Origin of the sequence: Nocardia sp. NPDC056541, from assembly GCF_042794235.1 — a bacterium.
Taxonomy (GTDB): Bacteria; Actinomycetota; Actinomycetes; order Mycobacteriales; family Mycobacteriaceae; genus Nocardia.
Genome location: NZ_JBHTUD010000022.1, coordinates 77,130 through 95,088 on the forward strand (window position 1 = coordinate 77,130; position 17,959 = coordinate 95,088).

The window sequence follows — 17,959 nt, forward strand, 5'->3', positions numbered from 1 at the left end:
TTCAGCGGGCGGCCGCGGTGATGGTCGCGACCACCTCGTCCGGATGTGACACCGGCGACGCGTGCGAGGACTTCACTTCACTGACCTGAGCTTTCGCGCGATCGGCCTGGAAGCGCTGCGCCGCGGGCGGCAGGATCTGATCCTCGGTCGAGATCAGGTACCACGACGGAGTCGACGCCCACGACGGGTCCCCACTCGGCTCGGCCTGCGCGGCCGCGGAGGTAGGCCGCTGACGCGCGGCGAGCTGCGCCGCGACATCGGCGCTGACGTCCTGAGCGAAGACCTCACCGAACTGTTCGGGTTTCAGCGTGACCTCGGCTCCGGTGTCGGTGGGCTTGATCTGCAACGCCGGACCGATCTTGCTGCCCGGGTACTTCGCGGGATCCGAGAGCGCCTGTACCGGTTCGCCTTTCGCCGGAGCGAAGCCCGCGATGAACACCGCGGACTTGACCTCCGGACGGTGCATATTGCTGATCACGGCACCGCCGTAGGAATGCCCGACCAGCACGACCGGCCCGGTGACATTCGCGATCGCCGAGGTGACGGCGGCCGCGTCCGAACTCGGTCCACGCAACGGATTCTCCGGCTGGACCACCTGGTAGCCCTGCGCCCGTAGTTTGCCCGCGACCGTGTCCCAGCTGGAACTGTCGGAGAACGAGCCGTGCACCAGCACGATGGTCGGCTTCGCCACGGCGGCAGCGGCGGTCGTAGTGGGCGCCGGCGCGTCGGCCGATTCGGTGTCGCTGCCGCACGCGGCAGTCGCCAACACCGCGGTCGCGGCCAGCACTGTCATGACATTTCGGAGCCGGACAAGCTTGTGCATAGCGTTCCATTCTCGTAGGCGTCGGTCTCTCGACTGAGAATCGCAGTCCGCTCCGACGGCAGGTAGATACCGATGTGGACGGCGACCGATGGCAAATGTCACGGTCGCCGTCCACTCGGCAGCACAATCAGCTGACCCCGGGGATCACGGAGGGCCGATATCGCGCAGCTTCTCTACGTATTCCGCGTCGGCACTCGACCTTTCGGCCAGCAGGACATCCACCGCGGGCGGCAGCGCCGGGGGCAGGGCAGGGGTGGTGCGAATATCGAGGACATAGGGCTTGCCGTCCGCGACGGCCCGGAATCCGCGTTCGATCGCGCGCTGCAGCTTGCGGCCGTCGTCGACCACCTTTCCGTCGATGCCGAAGGTCTTGGCGATGTCGACGAAATCCTGCTCGGGTTCGCCCAGGCTCAGATAGGTCGCCGGATTGGTCGGCCGCCAGCCGTAGACGCGTTCGATCAGCCCGAGCCCGATCACCAGCGACGAATACTGCGCGTCGTTGACGACGATGTACAGCACCGGCAGATCGAATTTGGCACTGGTCCACCAGGAATTGGTGTGGAACAGCGCCGAACCGTCGCCGATGACATTGACGATGTAGCGCTCCTCCCGCACGGCGAGGGAGAATCCGATCGACGCGGGCAACGAGAATCCCAGCGAACCACCCGAGGTGCAGAAATAGGCGTCCGGCGAATCGTACTGAACCACCTTCTGCAAGCTGCTGGCGATCGAGAACGCTTCGTTGAGTACGGTGATCGGCCGATCGAGCGTCTTCTGCACTTCCGCCAGCGCGAACGCCACCTGCTGGCCGGGAATCGGCACAGGGGCGTCGACGACAGCGGTCTTCGATTCTTCCGAAACCACCGAGTCGACGGTCTCGAGTTCGGCTACCGCCGCCGAATCGAGCAACTGGAATTGATCGGCGTCGGCCGAGAACGCGGCGTCGCGTTGCGCACCGAGCCGCAGAATGTTCGCATTGCGCGCTTGCGCCGACGCGAGGTCGAAGTGCGGGCTCGCGGCGATACCGGAAATGATCGGTGGCAGCGTCTTCTTGATGTCACCGAGGACACCGACCTCGGTGAAGTAGTTCTTGCCGATCTGCCACGAATCATTGTGCAGCGCCACCTGAACCAGGTCCGCGGGCAGGATCGGGCCCTTGTCCCACCGGAAGATCGAGATCTGGGCGTGCGAGTTCACCCCGATCAGGAAGATGGTGTCGTAGCCCCGCAACTGCATGTGGATGCCGTCTTGGATGGGTGCCAGTTCACCCTGCCAGTGCGGCAGGTCGTTCGGATAGTTCATCCGGCTCGCCTGGAACTCCGAGTACACGGCCGCGCCGAGCAGGTTCGCGAGACCTTCGATCTCCGGCCACGCGCCGGCCTCGCCGACGCCGTCGCCGACCAGCAGCACCGGATTGTTCGCGTTGGCGAGAGTCTCGACGGCCGCAGCGATCCCGGCCTCGTCGCCGGTCACCGCGTGCGCGATCCGAGTGGAGCGGGCCGGTTCCTGCAAGGTCGGCTGCTCGATCAGGAAATCCCACGGCACCGAGACGAACACGGGCCGGAACGGCGGCGTGAACAATTCTTTGAACGCACGCTGCATGACGAGCGGAATCTCGTCCGCGCTGCGGATCTCGTGTGCCCACTTCGTGTACTGGCCCGCGGTTCGGACCAGATCCGATCCCAGCAGCGGCTCCTGGATCAGCAGATCGCTGTGCTGCTGGCCGCACAGGACGAGGACCGGAATATTCGAGGTGTACGCGTCGAAAAGGTTTCCGACGATATTGGCGGCGCCAGGGGTGATGTGGACCAGTGCGACGCCGGGCTTGCCCGACGCGCGGGCATAACCCATCGCGGCGCCCATCGCGATGTTCTCGTGCAGGGTCGGGATGTACTCGACACCGTTCTCCGGAATGGTGGTGGCGTCGATCAGCGGGATTTCCTGGGTGCCGGGAACACCGAAGATGTACTCGATGCCGGCGTCGCGAATGTAGTCGAAGATGACATCGCGCCCTAGTTTGGGTGAACTCATTGCAGTCCTGTCATACGGTCGAGATCGGGAGATGTTCTCGGTGCCGGTCGCAGCCTGGCGATGCCCATTTCGCCCTGTTCGGGCAGCAAAAAAGCCCTGACCGAAAGGCCGGGCTGATGGGGTCGTCGAGAGTGCGCTGCGAGGGGCCGAGAAGCGGGGGTCACCGGCGTAAGCGCCGTAGAAAGCCCAACCTGGCCGGAACTTCGTTGTCTCACAACCATTTTGAGCACGCGAATGCCCGCTGGCTCAATGATGACCCAGCGCGCGGGCGCCGTCAATGGCAAGCGCGAATCCGATCGAACAACCTGGTAGAGCCCACGCGCGTCGTGAATTTTCCGGTCGGCGCGGCGACGATCGCGATGGGCGTAAGGCCACGGCAGCCATACCGGACCGCTCGGAATGTGTCCGAGATTGCACACACACCGGGAACAAGCACGCGCGAGCCGCCGGTTATACACCGTATGACGTTCTCCGTACCGGTCCTCGTCCGCGGCTACGAGCTCGACACCCAGGGCCATCTCAATCACGCCGTCTATCACCAGTACGGCGAGCACGCCCGGTGGGAGCTGCTGCGCGCGGCGGGCATCCCGCAGGACAAGTTCATCGCCAGCGGCGTCGGTGCGGTGGTGCTCGAGTCGACCATCAAGTACAAGCGCGAACTGCGCGGTGGCGACGAGGTCACCGTGACTTGCGTGTTCGACTGGAAGGAAGGCGAGAAGGTCTTCCGCTTCCACCACCAGATCATCAAGCTCGACGGAACCGTCGCCGCGGAGATCACCGTGGTGGCGGGCGCGATGGATCTGACAGCCCGCCGGCTCGTCGCGAACCCGGCCGAACATTTCCGCGAGCTCGCCGAGAATCCCGAACTGCTCGGCCTCTAACGACCACACACGGCGCGGCAGGCACCCTCCAGCACGGACCCGGGGGACGCCCGCCGCGCCGTTGTCATCTGCGTTTGCTGCCGGATTGCCGGTGAGAACACGCTTGCAACATCCGAGTTGTCCGAAATTCTTTCCCGGCAAGGCGATCACGCGCCGCTCGGCGGTTTGCCCGGCACTCCGCAAATCTCGCGAACCGGCTCGGCGGACCACCTGTTCACGTTATGATCCGAAGCACCTTTTGGGGTTCTGGCAAATCGCGAGCAGACGAGAAAGATCGGAGTGAGTGCCCATGACCGACGCCATCCACCTCCCCGCTACCGCGTCGTCCCGAGATCGGGGCCCCGCCTTGCGCGGATTGCTGGTGGCCGAGTCCGAGCGCGACATCTCGGTGCGCGTCGACGGTGGAACCTGGACATTCGACCGCAACGACGTCGTGCGACTCACCGAAGACCGCGTGGGCGCGGGTGAACGTCAGGTACGGGTCGATATCCGTCCCGGCGCCACCGCCGACTTCACCCGACGGATGCGCGTCGATCTGGTCGACCGGCCGATCACCCTCGCACCGGAACCGTCGGAGGCGCTGGGCGACGAGCAGCTGGCCCGCGCCACCCGCAGCTGGGCGACGAAATTGCGCATCGCCGAACGAGGTGGTGTCACCGGGGCGACCTTCACCTTCCGCGACGGCATCAACTGCGACAGCCTCGACTGAAACGGCGCGCAAGTGATGGAAGGCGCTACCGACGCCGTGCTCATCGTCTCCGAAGCCGACGACCTGCACGCCGACGCGCTGGCGTCGACCCTGCGAGACCACCACGGGCTCGATCCGATCCGGCTCGACCTGCGCGACTTCCCCACTGAGACAGGGAGTTTCCGGCTCGACAAAGCGGGCACCAACCGCGCGATGTCCCATGTCCACGGGCTCGACGACGTCCGCGCGGTGTGGTGGCGCAGGCCGCACCCGTGCCGGGTGCCCACCGGCGTGCGCGCGGCCGACGACGCGTTCCGCCAGGCCGAGTGTGACGGATTCCTGCAGGGCATGCTGTGGTCGATCCCGGCGTACTGGGTCAACGATCCGGCCGCCGAACGCACCGCGAGCCGCAAGATCGTCCAGCTCGAAACCGCGCAGCGGGCGGGTTTCACGATCCCGGAAACGCTGGTCACCAACGACCCGGACGAGGCGCGCAGTTTCGTCGAATCCCGGTGCGGGCCAGTGGTGTACAAGCGCACCGGCACGGGCCGTGGCGAATTCTCGGAGACCAGGATCATCACCAGGCCCGAGCTGAACAAGCTCGAGTCGATCCGGTCGACGCCGACCACGTTCCAGGATTACGTGGAGGCCAGCTGCGATCTTCGGGTCGTCTGGGTCGACGGCGTCGAGTGGAGTGTGCGCATCGACTCCCAGGCGGGAGTCGGGCGCATCGATTCCCGGCTCGACACCTCGGTCGCGTTCGCACCGGATCGGCTACCGGCGGCGGTCAGCAAGTCCCTCGCGACCCTGATGGGCGCGCTCGGACTCAGCTTCGGCGTGGTCGATCTGCGCCTCGGCAGCGACGGCGAGTACTACTTCCTCGAGGTGAACCCGCAGGGACAGTTCGCCTACCTCGAGATCAAGACCGGGCTGCCACTGTTCGCCAGCCTGGCCAATCTGCTGGTCCGTGGCGACGGAGCCGTCGCAGGCTGGTAGCGACACCGTCGCGTGGCGCGCGATTCAGTCGGCCGGATTCTTGCGCCGATTGGCGCCGCCGCGCCCACGCAGTTCTACATGTGACTCGACCAGCACATTGTGGATGAAGCCGTACGAGCGGCCGGTGGACCTGGCCAGGGTGCGAATGGACGCGCCCGCCTCGTACTGCTTCTTCAGCTGGGTCTGCAGCCGGTCGCGGGACTTGCCCGTCACCCGGGTGCCCTTACCCAGGGCTGACTTGCCGATCGTCGATTTACCCTTGGCCGACCTAGCGGCCTGTCTGGCACTGTCGCTCATGGCTTCCTCCGAGTCGCCGAGCACTTCTTCCAGGCTAGACACTCCGCACTCGGTGATCAACGAAAACAGTGATCAAACTCACGCGATCCCGGCGAGTTCCGCCACGACACAGCCTTTCACCACGGATCAGGCGAGGTCGATCAGCTCCGCGTACTCCGCGGACCAGTGGTCCTCGGTGCCGTCGGGCAGCAGGATGACCCGCTCCGGGTTGAGCGCCTCGGCCGCGCCCGGGTCGTGCGTCACCAGCACCACGGCACCCGCGTAGGTGCGCAGCGCCTCGAGGACCTGCTCGCGCGAGACCGGGTCGAGGTTGTTGGTCGGCTCGTCGAGCAGCAGCACGTTCGCCGCCGAGGACACCAGCCCGGCCAGGGCCAGACGCGTCTTCTCGCCGCCGGACAGCGTGCCCGCCGGCTGGTCGAGCTGTGGACCGGTGAACATGAACGCACCGAGCAGGCTGCGCAGCTCCTGCTCCCCCGCGTCCGGAGAGGCGTGGCGGATGTTCTCCCACACCGAGGCCTGATCGTCGAGGGTGTCGTGCTCCTGGGCGAAGTAGCCGACCTTGAGCCCACGGCCCTGCTCGACGCCGCCCGCGGTCGGCGTCTCGACACCGGCGAGCAGTTTCAGCATGGTCGTCTTACCGGCGCCGTTGAGCCCGAGCACCACCACGCGGCTGCCCTTGTCGACGGCGAAGTTCACGCCGGTGAAGATTTCCAGGGAACCGTAGAGCTTGGTCAGGTCCTTCACCATCAGCGGCGTCTTGCTGCAGGCCGCGGGCTCGGGGAACCGGATGCGGGCGACCTTGTCGCTCACGCGCACGTCGTCGAGCTCGTTGATCAAGCGTTCGGCGCGACGCACCATCTGGTGTGCCGCAGCGGCTTTGGTGGCCTTCGCGCCGAGCTTGGCAGCTTGCTGACGCAGCGCGCCCGCCTTCTTCTCGGCGTTGGCGCGCTCGCGGACGCGGCGCTGCTCGTCGGTGGCACGGGCGTCGAGGTACTTCTTCCAGCCCATGTTGTAGACGTCGGGCTCACCGCGCACGGCGTCGAGGAACCACACCTTGTTGACCACGTCGCCGAGCAGTTCCACGTCGTGGCTGATCACGATCAGGCCGCCGTCGTGGTTCTGCAGGAACCCGCGCAGCCAGGTGATGGAGTCGGCGTCGAGGTGGTTGGTCGGTTCGTCGAGCAGCAGGATGCGGTCGGAGCGCCCGCCCGAGCCGTCGGAGGCGGAGAACAGGATGCGGGCCAGCTCGATGCGGCGGCGCTGACCACCGGACAGGGTGCGCAGCTGCTGATCGAGGACGCGGTCGGGCAGGCCGAGGCTGTTGCAGATGCGGGCCGCCTCGCTCTCGGCGACGTAGCCGCCGAGCGAGGAGAACTGGTCCTCGAGGCGCCCGTACCGGCGAATCGCCTTGTCGCGAGCGGCATCGTCGGCCACCTCGGCCATCTCGACCTGGGCCTTCTCCATGTCGCGCAGCAGCACGTCGAGCCCGCGCGCCGAGAGCACCCGGTCTTTGGCGATCACATCGAGATCGCCTTCCTTCGGGTCCTGCGGCAGATAGCCGATGTCGGTGGAGCGCGTGATCTTTCCGGCGTACGGCTCGCCCTCGCCCGCGAGGATGCGCAGGGTGGTGGTCTTACCCGCACCGTTGCGACCGACCAGTCCGATCCGGTCGCCGGACTGCACCCGCAGCGCCGGCCCAGGAGCCGAGAGCAGGGTACGGACTCCGGCCCGGACCTCCAGGTCGGTCGCCGTGATCACAGAGTTCTCCTCAGAGTAAGACAAACGGGAAGGGCATATCGGCAAGAACCACTTATTTTACCGTCGACGCTTCCGGAAGCCGAACCCGGCGCTGCCCGATGTGAGCGTGGTTACTCTCGTGCCATGACTACCGATCTCCTTGGCCGGACCGCCCTCGTCACCGGAGCCAGTCGCGGCATCGGCCTCGCGACTGCGGCCGAACTGATGCGCCGGGGCGCGAACGTGCTGATCACCGCGCGTAAACCCGAACCACTGGAGGCCGCGGCCACCGAGCTGCGCGCGCTGGGCCACCAGGGTCAGGTGAGCTATCTCGCCGGCAACGCGGGCGATGCCGACGCACGCGCGGAAGCCGTGGCCAGAGCCGTCACCGAGTACGGCTCGCTCGACATCCTGATCAACAACACCGGCATCAACCCCGTCTACGGTCCGCTGATGGACGCCGATCTGGGTGGCGTCAGCAAGATCTTCGATGTGAACGTGGTGGCGTCGCTGGGCTATGTGCAGCAGGCCTACCGCGCGTGGATGGCCGAGCACGGTGGTGCGGTGGTGAACGTGGCCAGCGTCGCGGGCATCCGGTCGTCGGGGGTGATCTCGGCCTACGGCGCGTCGAAGGCGGCGCTGATCCGGCTCACCGAGGAGCTGGCCTGGCAGCTGGGCCCGAAGATCCGCGTCAACGCGGTGGCGCCGGGCGTGGTCAAGACCAAGTTCGCCGATGCGCTGTACTCCGACGACGAGGAGCGGGCCGCGAGCGTGTATCCGCTGAAGCGACTCGGCGAGCCCGAGGACGTGGCCCGGCTGATCGCATTCCTGGTGTCCGACGAGGCAGCGTGGATCACCGGTGACTGTGTGCGGGTCGACGGCGGGTTCCTGTCCACCGGCGGCATCTGAACCCACCACCTTGAAACTCGCAGGGGCGGGCGGCGGTTCGGCGGGCCCGCCCCTGCGATGTCTTGTCAGTCCGAGGTCTCGCGACTGCCCGTCGAGACCGAAATGCTCTCCTGCGCCCGCGCGTTCTCCCGCGTACCGTCCTCGGCCCGCGCCGGGTCGGCACGCTCGGCCTCAGCTCGGGCCGCCTGCGCCCGCGCCGCCTCCGCCCGCGCGAGTGGATCCACGACGACGACCTCCTCCGACCGGGCGGCGAGCGGATCACGCACCACCACTTCACGTTTCGACCGAGCCGAGCCGCCCTCGTCCAGGCCCCACCGATCGTGGAGTCGACGCAGGAATTCCGGTGCGTACCAGTTCGCGTCGCCCAGCACCTTCATCGCGGCGGGCAGCAGGAACCCGCGCACGAGGGTGGCGTCGACGATCACGGCCAGCGGCAGGCCGATGCCGAAGGACTTCATGAAGGTGATGTCGGAGGCGAGGAAGCCGAGGAACACCAGGGAGATGAGAATCGCCGCGGCGGTGACGATACGTCCGACCCGTTCCAGGCCGAGCGCGACCGCGGTCTCGTTCTTGCCGGTCCGGTCGTACTCCTCCCGGATCCGCGACAGCAGGAACACCTGGTAGTCCATCGCGAGCCCGAAGGCGGCGGCGAACAGCATCACCGGGACGGTTGCCGACAGGTCTCCGGTGACGGTGAAACCGAGCACCCCGGACAGATGGCCGTCCTGGAAGATCCACACCAGCGCACCGAAGGTCGCGGTCAAACTCAGCGCGCTGAGGATCACCGCCAGCACCGGCAGCACCACGCTGCCGGTGAGCGCGAACAGCACGATCAGCATCATGATCACCACGAAGCCGAGCGCCCACGGCAGTGCGTTCTCGATCGCGGCGACCGAGTCGGTATTGGCGGCGGCCACGCCACCGACCAGCAACTCGCTCGGTGTCCGCACCGCGCGCACCTGCTCGACCAGGTGCGCCAGGGCGTCGCTGTCACCGGTGGTCGGCACGATCGACAGGTAGACGGCCTTCTCGACCCGGAACCGCGCGTTGGCCGCGGTGGGTTCGAGGAGCAACCCACCCTGGGCATAGCTGCCGGTGGCGGTGTCGACGCGGCGGACGTTGTCCAGGTCGGACATGTCACGCGCGATGGTGTCGAGTCCCGCCGCGCTGTAGGCGCTGTCGGGCAGCACGGCGACGAGGGTGTGCTGGTCGCTCTCGCCGAAGTCGCGCGCCACGATCTCGGTGACCTGACGGGAGTTCATCGATTCCGGCAGTGTGCGTTCGTCCGGGAATCCGAGTTTCACGCCGAGGAACGGCGCACCGAGCAGGAGCAGCAGCGCGGTGACGGCGAGTCCGATCGAGATCGGCTTGCGCATCACGGCCGTGGCCAGTTTGTGCCAGGCGCCTTCACCCGGGGCGGGACGCGGCGCGCGCAGGAACCACCAGCCGAGCTGCCCTTTGTCGATGCGGGTACCGATCAGCAGCAACGCGGCGGGCAGCGCGGTGAGCGACACCAGCGCGGCCAGTGCCGCGACGACGATGCCCGCGTAGCCCATCGACCGGATCGCCAGCAGCGGGAAGAACAGCAACCCGGCCAGCGCCACCGCGACGGTGAGCGCGGAGAACGCGACGGTGCGGCCCGCGGTGCGCAGGGTGGTGGCCACCGCGCCCGCCGGTGTGCGGCCCTCGGCCAGTTCGTCGCGGTAGCGGCTGACGATCAGCAGGCTGTAGTCGATGGCCAGACCGAGGCCGAGCAGCGTCGCCACATTGGTCGCGGTGACGGCCAGCGGCGTGAACAGGGTGAGCAACCACAGCGCGCCCATGGTGGTGAGCACGGTGCCGATCGCGACGAGCAGCGGCAGGCTCGCGGCGACCAGGCCGCCGAAGACGAACAGCAGCGCGATCAGGGTGAGCGGGAACGCGATGGCCTCGCCCTTGGCGATATCGGTCTTGCTCTGCTGCACCGTCTCGTGCATGAGCATGGCGAATCCGCCTGCCCTGACCTGCAACGATCCTTGTTTGCCCGTCAACTCTTCGGAGATGGCGGTGACGCGTTGGTCGATCTCGCGTTCGCTGCCGAGCACGCTGGCGACGATCAGGCCCTGCTTGCCGTCGACACTGCGCAGCGCGGGCTGGTGGGAGGTCCAGTACGACATCACCTCGGTGACACCGGCCCGTTCCTGCAGGTTGGCGACCAATGCCGTTGCCGCCGCGGTGGATTCGGGGTCCTCGACCGAGGACTCGGTTTCCACCAGCAGCAGCAGGTTCGGCGGCGCCTGCCCGAACTCGGCGCCCAACACCTCCAGCGCGCGACTGGATTCGCTCCCGGAGTCGGTGTATCCGCCGCCCTCCACCCGCTCGAACAGCGTCGCGCCCAGTGCACCGAGCACCACTGCGAGCACCGCGAAAACGCCGAGCACCCAGCGACTGCGTCGCCTGGTGAATTCGAACACCGGATTGTCCCCTAACTCGTCACACCATCGCGCGAGGCGCATATCGACGTGCGGGGGCTCGGAGTAGTTCCGGCCGTCCCGCCTCGTCGGCCCGATCCTGTTGGCGGGTCGGCGCGTTCGCGTGGCGATCGTAGCAACTTCGTGGCGGCACCGCCGGGCCTCTGGCACACCCTTGTTCGTCCGGTCGGCGACGGGTCTCGGCGTCGGCTACCGACGAGCCGCGCCGACGACCGAGGTCACGACAGTGCGGCGCAGATTCGGCGGAAGATCGGCGAACAGCGCGCCCATCGCGGCGAGAGTGCCACCGAGGTCATCGAGGCCGGACAGATAGCAACGTTGCAGGTGCGCGGGCAAACCGAAGAACGTCTCGAAGAAGACCGGGACCTCGCGCGGCGGCAGAGCCAGCACCGCGCGCAATCCGGCGCGGCGCAAGGCCGCCACGGCCCGCGCGCTGGGCGTCCACACCGCGCCACCCGCGACAACGGTGTCGGCGGCGGCGAGAGCGGCGGCGACGCTGTATCCGGTCGCGGGGTGGGTCAACCCACCGGCCGCACCGAATCTGCCGCGCCCCGGCATGCCGCCCTGGACCGGAAATCGCACCCGTTCAACGGGTTCGGCCCCGGTGAGCGCGATCCCCCGCACCCGCAACCGATGTTCGAGTCGGCGTCGCAACACGTCCGGCGCGAGCGCGGGTCGCCCGGCGAGGCAGGTCTCCTCGAACAGCACGGTGTCGGGGCTCAGCGGTATCGCGTACAGAAACGACGGTGGCTCGTCGGGATCGGCCCCGTTGTCGGCCCGCCAGTCCATGAACAGTGTCGGCTCGAGTCCCGTACGGTCCACGACCACCCCATAGGCGGTCTGCTCGGCGCGACGCGGCGACCGGGCCAGCCCCCGCGCGTCGACCACCTGCCCGGTACGGGTCAGCCCACCCGCCGTCCGCACCGAGCGTGTGTTCACCTCCACAGCGCGGTCCGCGATCACGGTCGCGCCGTGCAGCGTCAACGACGACTGCAGCGCCGCCGTATCGAACACCTGATAGGTGCGATCGATCCGATGCTCGCGCACCGCCCACGCCGTCGGCTCGTCGATCGCCGCCGCGACCACGCCGGCATCGAGCCACCCGGGCAATTCATCGACCCACGCCGCATAGGTCGGCGTCCATACCCGATCCGGGCGTGGGTCGATCACAGTGACGTCGCGCCCGGCCGCCAGCGCACGATGGGCAACGGCCCGTCCCGCCGGCCCGATCCCGCACACGATCACCTCGACACCCACTCGGCAATTGGATCAGACGCAACGATTTCAAGCACCGCCGGATCACAGGCGGGCACCTATTGGAGATCGCTTGCTCGCCCCGGCGCGACATTTCGACCATGATGGGTGGATGAGATCGATCTGGAAGGGCTCGATCGCTTTCGGGCTGGTCAATGTCCCGGTCAAGGTCTATACCGCGACCGAGGACCATGACATTCGGTTCCACCAGGTCCACGCCACGGACGGGGGCCGGATCAAATATGACCGGGTCTGTCAGGTGTGTGGCAAATCTGTGCAGTACTCCGATATCGACAAGGCCTATACCTCGCCGGACGGTGAGCAGGTGGTACTGACCGACGCCGATTTCTCGAAACTGCCCGCGGCGGAGAAACACGAGATTCCCGTGCTGGAATTCGTGCCGTCCGATCAGATCGACCCGGTGCTGTTCGACAAGAGCTATTACCTCGAACCGGATTCCACGACGCCGAAGGCCTATCAGTTGCTGGCGGCGACCCTCGAACGCATCGACAAGACCGCGCTGGTCCATTTCACACTGCGCCAGAAGACCCGGCTGGCCGCCTTGCGCGTGCGTGACGGTGTGCTGGTCCTGCAGACGCTGCTGTGGCCCGACGAAGTGCGGGCGGTCGAATTCCCGTCGCTCGACGACGCACCCGCCCCGCGCCCGCAAGAACTGAAGATGGCCGAAACTCTCGTCGAGTCGATGTCAGGAGATTTCGACCCGTCCGAATACACCGACGAATACCAGATCGAATTGCAGAAGCTGCTCGACGAGGCGATCGCCAGCGGCACCGGCAAGGTCGAGCCCGCCGCCGAGACAGCGCCCGCCGAACAGGCGGATGCCGAAGTCGTGGATCTGGTCGCCGCGCTGCAACGCAGTCTCGAGACCAGCGGGCGCCGCGAAGCCGCCCCGGAGAAGAAACCCGCGAAAAAGGCCGCCAAGAAAGCCGCACCGCGCAAAGCCGCCGCGAGCAAATCCACCGCGTCCAAGACCGCGGCCCGCAAAGGCGCGTAGGGCACACTGGCGGCTATGGACACCGCCATCGCTGTCGTGCCGATGGGTTTGGGACACCTGCGTCAAGTCCTCGACCTCGGCCATCAGGTTTTCGACACCACCATCAAGCCGTACACGTCGTGGTCGCTCACGGCCGTCGCCGAGCACCTCGACAGCCCCGACAACGCCTGCTGGGTGGCCCTGGATTCCGACCGGGTGGTCGGGTTCGTCCTCGGGTCGATGGAGTTCGAGCATCGCGACGACTGGGCGTATCTGGAATGGATCGCGGTAGCCCCCGATATGCAGGGCCACGGGATCGCGCGGCGGCTGGTGAACGTGTGCTCGGAGGCGTTGTTCGCCCGCGGCGCCCGCCATATCGTCACCGATGTCGAGGACCGCAACAGCGCCTCGGCCGCGCTGATGACCAGCAGCGGATTCGTGCCCGCCGCGACCGTCACCCTGCTGGTGCGGCCCAACCCCGCTGCCCCCGACGACGATGCCGCCCTGCCGCCGATCACCAAACGTGATCTCGTCCGCCGCGGCAGACTGTCGGTCGAGCACCCGCTGCGCTGACCCGCTGCCGGAGCGCCTCGAGCGCATCAACCCTGGTCGGGCCTGTTCTCGGCGGGTGGCTCCTACGCCGCGAGACGAGCACGACGGCGCCGAGCTGACTGTGGTGGCCGATATGTGGTCGCCCGCGTGCACCGTGATCCGCACCCCTGCACCTGGAGACCACCGTGCCGGGGGTGTTCGCGACTACTTGCGGAACTTCGTTTCCAGCTCGCGCAGCGTGGCTTGCAGATCGGCGGCGTCGTTGGTCTTGAAGATTCCCGCGTAGCCCGTCTCCGCCTGGACCGCAGCCACCACCTCCGGATCATGGTAGAGCTGCGCGAGTTTCAGGTAGGTGGGGTTGTCCTTGTCGGCCGCCCGCGCGGCGAAGACGTTGATGTACTGCTTCAACTCCGGACGTTCCGGGTCGTCGGTGTAGACGACCTGCTGCTGGGTCAGGCCGGCGGGCCCGGCGAACGTGTCGTCGACGAACGCCGCGTCGACGCTGTCCAGCGACTGCGCGGTGAGCGTCGGATCGATCGTGGTGAGCCGCACCTTCGAAGCGCCGGTGTCGACGTCGTCGATCGTGGAGTCCCAACTCGCGCCACCCTTCAGCACAATCAACCCCGCCGCCGACAGCCCGAGCAGGGGGCGGACCTGCTGCGCCGGATTGTTGCTGAGCGTGATCTGCCCACCCCGCGGGATCTCGGCGACCGAGGTGTGCTTCGTGGAGTACAGGGTGAGCGGGAAGATCTCGGTCGCGCCGATCGGCACGATCGTGTCGTTGCTGGCCACGTTGTAGTTGGCCAGGTACCGCACGTGCTGGAATTTGTTGAGGTCGACCTGTTTCTGCGCCAGCGCCGGATTGGGCTGCTTGTAGTCGGTGAAGTTCACGTACTCGACGGTGATGCCCTGCTCGGCCGCCTTACGTTTGTACACCTCCCAGTGCGGTTGTGCGATGTCGTTCACACCGATCCGCACCACGCCGTCCGGGTGGTCTTGCCCACAGCTCACCGCCCCCGTTGCCAGCGCGACCAGGACCGGAATCGCCAGCAGACGGCGCATGATTCGCATTGTCCGCAAGCTAGACGGGCGTCCCAGTGTTTGCGAGGATTTCGCTCATGGCAAGTCAAACCGTTGTCGGCGGGTAGGGCCGACAGCTTGGATGGCCGAGTTCATCTTCTGCTAGCAATTCGGGAGTACAAGTGAAATTCCGTCGGACACTGGCGATCCCAGTGCTGATAGCAACCGCGGCCCTCACCCTGACCGCGTGCGGTTCCGATGACGACGTGTCGGGCACGGTTGTGCGGATCGGCACCACCGACAAGGACAAGGCTTTCGAGGTCTTCGAACAGAAGGCCAAGGAGCAGGGCATCACGCTGAAGGTCACCAACTTCTCCGATTACAAGCAGCCGAATACGGCGCTGTCGCAGAAACAGATCGACCTCAATCTGTTCCAGCATCTGCAGTTCCTCGGCCAATACAACGTGGCGAGCTCGGACACGCTCACCCCGATCGGCTCGACGTATATTGTCCCGCTGGGCCTTTACTCGAAGAAGCACAAGGCTCTCGCCGATATCCCGGCCGGTGGTGAGATCGCGATCCCCAACGATCCGACCAACCAGGCGCGTGCACTATTCGTGCTCCAGGCCGCCGGCTTGCTGAAGATCACCGGTACCTCGGTCCAGCCGACGCCCGCCGACATCGACAAGGCCGCGTCCAAGGTGCGGGTGACTCCCGTCGATGCCGCCCAGACCGCGTTGTCGCTGCCCTCGGTCGACGGCTCGGTGATCAACAACACCTTCCTCGACCGGTCGGGCGTCGACCCGAAATCGGCGCTGTACAAGGATGATCCGAAGAATCCGGCCGCCGAGCCGTACATCAATGTGATCGTCAGCCGCGCCGAGGACAAGACGAATCCGACGTATCTGAAGCTGGTCGAGATCTGGAAGGACCCGGCCGTGGCCACCGCGCACGCCGAAACCACCAAGGGCACCGCGGTCGCGGTGAACCGTCCCGGCGCCGAGCTCGAGCAGATCCTGGACCGGGTGCAGCAGGGCATCCGCACGGCCAAGTGAGTGCCGGCCCCGCCGCCGTCGAATTCCGTTCCGTCACGAAGATTTTCGGCAGCGGCGACGCTCGGCACACCGCACTGGACGGTATCGACCTGCGGATCGAACCGGGTGAGATCTTCGGCGTCATCGGATACTCCGGAGCGGGCAAGTCCACGCTGGTCCGGCTGATCAACGCGCTCGACAAGCCGACTTCGGGCACCGTCACGATTTCCGGCACCCCGATCACCGGGGTGCCGGAGTCGGCGGTGCGCAGGCTGCGTCGCGATATCGGCATGGTGTTCCAGCAGTTCAACCTGTTCCGCTCCCGCACCGCTGCGGGCAATATCGAGTACCCACTGAAGGTCGCGGGCTGGAAACGGGCCGAACGCAAGGCCCGCGTGGCCGAACTGCTCGACTTCGTCGGGCTCACCGACAAGGCGCGCGCCTACCCCGATCAGCTCTCGGGCGGGCAGAAGCAGCGGGTCGGGATCGCCAGGGCATTGGCGACCTCGCCCTCGCTGTTGCTCGCCGACGAGGCCACCTCCGCGCTGGACCCGGAGACCACGGGCGAGGTGCTGCGCTTGCTGAAGAAGATCAATGCCGAACTCGGGGTGACCATCGTGGTGATCACCCACGAGATGGATGTGATCCGCGCGGTCGCCGACCGGGTCGCGGTGCTCGCCGAGGGCCGGATCGTCGAATTGGCCTCCACCTTCGATGTTTTCGCCGCGCCGCAGGCCGCGCCGACACGGTCGTTCGTGGCGACCGTGCTGCACAACCGGCCCGACGCGTCCGAGCTGGATCGGTTGCGCGAGCTCCACGGGGGCCGGTTGGTCACCGTCGACATCGACGACCACAGCGGTCTGGGGGCGGCACTGGCCGCCGCTACCGCCGCCGACGTGCGCTTCGAGATCGTCTACGGCGGGGTGAGCACGTTGCAGGACAAGACATTCGGCAGTGTCACCCTGGCGCTGCACGGGCCCGATGCCGCGCTGGATCGCGTTGTCGCCGACCTGGAACGGAAGGCGGGCTGATGGAGACGAACTGGGAGAAGCTGCGGCCCACGCTGTTCGAGGCGATCGGGACCACCGTCTATCTGGTCGGCGTGACGTTCGTCGTCGCGGGGCTGATCGGGCTGGTACTCGGGACCGCGCTGTACACGACCCGCAGGGGTGGCCTGCTGGCGAACGGGCCGATCTACTTCGTGCTGAATGTGATCGTCAATGTGGTGCGCCCTATTCCGTTCATCATCCTGCTGGCCGCGCTCGGCCCGGTCACGCTGGAGGTGGTGGGCACCACGATCGGCTCCGAGGCGGCGTTGTTCGTGATGATCGTCGCGGCCTCGTTCGGGATCGCGCGGATCGTGGAACAGAACCTGGTGACGGTCGACCCGGGTGTGATCGAGGCCGCGCGTGCGGTCGGTGCGGGACCGCTGCGGATCATTCTCACGCTGATCGTTCCGGAAGCGTTGGGGCCGTTGATTCTCGGCTACACCTTCGTGGTGATCTCGATCGTCGATATCTCCGCGATGGCGGGCACCGTCGGCGGTGGCGGGCTCGGCGATTTCGCCATTGTCTACGGGTATCAGCAATTCCAGTGGCAGGTCACCATCGTGGCGGTGCTGATCATCATCGCCGGTGTACAGGGAGTGCAGTTCTTCGGCAATTGGCTGGCCAGGAAAGTACTGCGCCGCTGAATCCAGCAGGGGCACGAACCTATTCGGTCCGTGCCCCTGCTGCTTCGCGTTTCGCTACACGTTCGCCGTGCACGCGGACAGGATGACACTCGCCGCACGCGGCGATGCCGAACCCGGATCCGGGAACGGGGCCGCACTGATACCGAGCACGTCCACCGCGGAGCGCTCGGCGGCGTCCAGGGAGTGATCCCACGACCAGCCGAAGCGGTAGTCCGCGCCTTGGGCCACCGCGCCGCACGCATTGCGGAATTCGACGACGACCTGGCAGTCGCGCACGCCGCACTCATCGAGCGCGGCCTGGCTCGCCGCAGCCCAGCTGCCGTAGTTCACCGCCGAGGCCACCACGGCGCGACCCGACGACAACGCCAGCGCCCCGTACAGGTCACCCGACGCGGTCTCGAATCCACCGTCGCGCGATACCGCCGTGTACCCCGGAGCCTCGGCGATCGCCACACCACTCTCCCCCGCGGCCGCGGGCCCGGGGGTGACCCCCGGGGACGCCCCCCCCCCCGGCAGCCCCGGCCCCCCCACGGGCGATTTGGCCCCCACCCCCCCGCGGGGGCTTTCAACACAGCGCGC

17 protein-coding genes are annotated in these 17,959 nt (G+C 67.0%); 9 read left to right on the plus strand and 8 right to left on the minus strand.

Translation table 11 applies throughout. The features are described 5' to 3' along the window. Position 1: 1 nt before the first annotated feature. On the minus strand, positions 2 to 823 hold the full coding sequence (locus tag ACFQ9R_RS29905; protein ID WP_378995308.1) for an alpha/beta hydrolase: 822 nt from the start codon (positions 821 to 823) through the stop codon (positions 2 to 4). Between the two features lie 144 nt (positions 824 to 967). Then, positions 968 to 2,854 carry a thiamine pyrophosphate-binding protein gene (locus tag ACFQ9R_RS29910; protein WP_378995310.1) on the minus strand — a complete coding sequence of 629 codons (1,887 nt, stop codon included), beginning with the start codon at positions 2,852 to 2,854 and terminating at the stop codon, positions 968 to 970. 461 nt (positions 2,855 to 3,315) lie between these two features. Here ACFQ9R_RS29910 and ACFQ9R_RS29915 point away from each other — a divergent pair, with 461 nt between their 5' ends. From ACFQ9R_RS29915 to ACFQ9R_RS29925, 3 genes are all read left to right on the plus strand, one after another. Continuing rightward, positions 3,316 to 3,735, plus strand: coding sequence for an acyl-CoA thioesterase (locus ACFQ9R_RS29915; protein WP_378995312.1), 420 nt, complete (start codon positions 3,316 to 3,318; stop codon positions 3,733 to 3,735). Positions 3,736 to 4,024: 289 nt separating this feature from the next. Next, a complete protein-coding gene (locus tag ACFQ9R_RS29920; protein WP_378995314.1) occupies positions 4,025 to 4,444 on the plus strand; it encodes a hypothetical protein in 420 nt (139 codons plus the stop codon). 15 nt (positions 4,445 to 4,459) lie between these two features. After that, positions 4,460 to 5,419: a hypothetical protein gene (locus ACFQ9R_RS29925; RefSeq protein WP_378995316.1), complete on the plus strand. Its 960-nt coding sequence runs from the start codon at positions 4,460 to 4,462 to the stop codon at positions 5,417 to 5,419. Positions 5,420 to 5,443: 24 nt separating this feature from the next. Here the strand turns inward: ACFQ9R_RS29925 and ACFQ9R_RS29930 are convergent, their stop codons facing one another. Next, on the minus strand, positions 5,444 to 5,716 hold the full coding sequence (locus ACFQ9R_RS29930; RefSeq protein WP_378995318.1) for a helix-turn-helix domain-containing protein: 273 nt from the start codon (positions 5,714 to 5,716) through the stop codon (positions 5,444 to 5,446). 126 nt (positions 5,717 to 5,842) lie between these two features. Next, a complete protein-coding gene (locus tag ACFQ9R_RS29935; RefSeq protein ID WP_266290317.1) occupies positions 5,843 to 7,474 on the minus strand; it encodes an ABC-F family ATP-binding cassette domain-containing protein in 1,632 nt (543 codons plus the stop codon). A 123-nt stretch (positions 7,475 to 7,597) separates the two neighbouring features. Between ACFQ9R_RS29935 and ACFQ9R_RS29940 the strand changes: the two genes are divergently transcribed. Further along, entirely contained in the window at positions 7,598 to 8,362 is a 765-nt protein-coding gene (locus ACFQ9R_RS29940) for an SDR family oxidoreductase (protein WP_378995320.1), read from the plus strand. 65 nt (positions 8,363 to 8,427) lie between these two features. Here ACFQ9R_RS29940 and ACFQ9R_RS29945 read toward each other — a convergent pair whose 3' ends face one another. Further along, a complete protein-coding gene (locus ACFQ9R_RS29945; protein ID WP_378995323.1) occupies positions 8,428 to 10,815 on the minus strand; it encodes an MMPL family transporter in 2,388 nt (795 codons plus the stop codon). A 207-nt stretch (positions 10,816 to 11,022) separates the two neighbouring features. Continuing rightward, a complete protein-coding gene (locus ACFQ9R_RS29950) occupies positions 11,023 to 12,090 on the minus strand; it encodes a lycopene cyclase family protein (protein ID WP_378995325.1) in 1,068 nt (355 codons plus the stop codon). 109 nt (positions 12,091 to 12,199) lie between these two features. Here ACFQ9R_RS29950 and ACFQ9R_RS29955 point away from each other — a divergent pair, with 109 nt between their 5' ends. Together ACFQ9R_RS29955 and ACFQ9R_RS29960 are read left to right on the plus strand one after the other, a co-directional pair. Next, a complete protein-coding gene (locus ACFQ9R_RS29955) occupies positions 12,200 to 13,102 on the plus strand; it encodes a Ku protein (protein WP_378995327.1) in 903 nt (300 codons plus the stop codon). Between the two features lie 15 nt (positions 13,103 to 13,117). Continuing rightward, a complete protein-coding gene (locus tag ACFQ9R_RS29960) occupies positions 13,118 to 13,654 on the plus strand; it encodes a GNAT family N-acetyltransferase (RefSeq protein ID WP_378627132.1) in 537 nt (178 codons plus the stop codon). 183 nt (positions 13,655 to 13,837) lie between these two features. Here ACFQ9R_RS29960 and ACFQ9R_RS29965 read toward each other — a convergent pair whose 3' ends face one another. Beyond that, positions 13,838 to 14,695 (minus strand): MetQ/NlpA family ABC transporter substrate-binding protein, encoded by an 858-nt coding sequence (locus ACFQ9R_RS29965; RefSeq protein WP_378995330.1) that lies wholly within the window; start codon positions 14,693 to 14,695, stop codon positions 13,838 to 13,840. 140 nt (positions 14,696 to 14,835) lie between these two features. Between ACFQ9R_RS29965 and ACFQ9R_RS29970 the strand changes: the two genes are divergently transcribed. Genes ACFQ9R_RS29970 through ACFQ9R_RS29980 form a run of 3 tightly spaced genes read left to right on the plus strand, consistent with a single transcriptional unit; the run spans position 14,836 to position 17,380 of the window. Further along, positions 14,836 to 15,708: a MetQ/NlpA family ABC transporter substrate-binding protein gene (locus ACFQ9R_RS29970; protein ID WP_378995332.1), complete on the plus strand. Its 873-nt coding sequence runs from the start codon at positions 14,836 to 14,838 to the stop codon at positions 15,706 to 15,708. Next, complete coding sequence (locus tag ACFQ9R_RS29975) at positions 15,705 to 16,718, plus strand: methionine ABC transporter ATP-binding protein (protein WP_378995335.1); 1,014 nt, start codon at positions 15,705 to 15,707, stop codon at positions 16,716 to 16,718. The genes ACFQ9R_RS29970 and ACFQ9R_RS29975 overlap by 4 nt, the downstream gene beginning before the upstream one ends. Beyond that, entirely contained in the window at positions 16,718 to 17,380 is a 663-nt protein-coding gene (locus ACFQ9R_RS29980) for a methionine ABC transporter permease (protein ID WP_378995337.1), read from the plus strand. The genes ACFQ9R_RS29975 and ACFQ9R_RS29980 overlap by 1 nt, the downstream gene beginning before the upstream one ends. 54 nt (positions 17,381 to 17,434) lie before the next feature. On the opposite strand, the gene ACFQ9R_RS29985 is transcribed toward ACFQ9R_RS29980, so the two are convergent. Next, complete coding sequence (locus tag ACFQ9R_RS29985; RefSeq protein WP_378995339.1) at positions 17,435 to 17,833, minus strand: DUF4189 domain-containing protein; 399 nt, start codon at positions 17,831 to 17,833, stop codon at positions 17,435 to 17,437. Positions 17,834 to 17,959 lie beyond the last annotated feature (126 nt).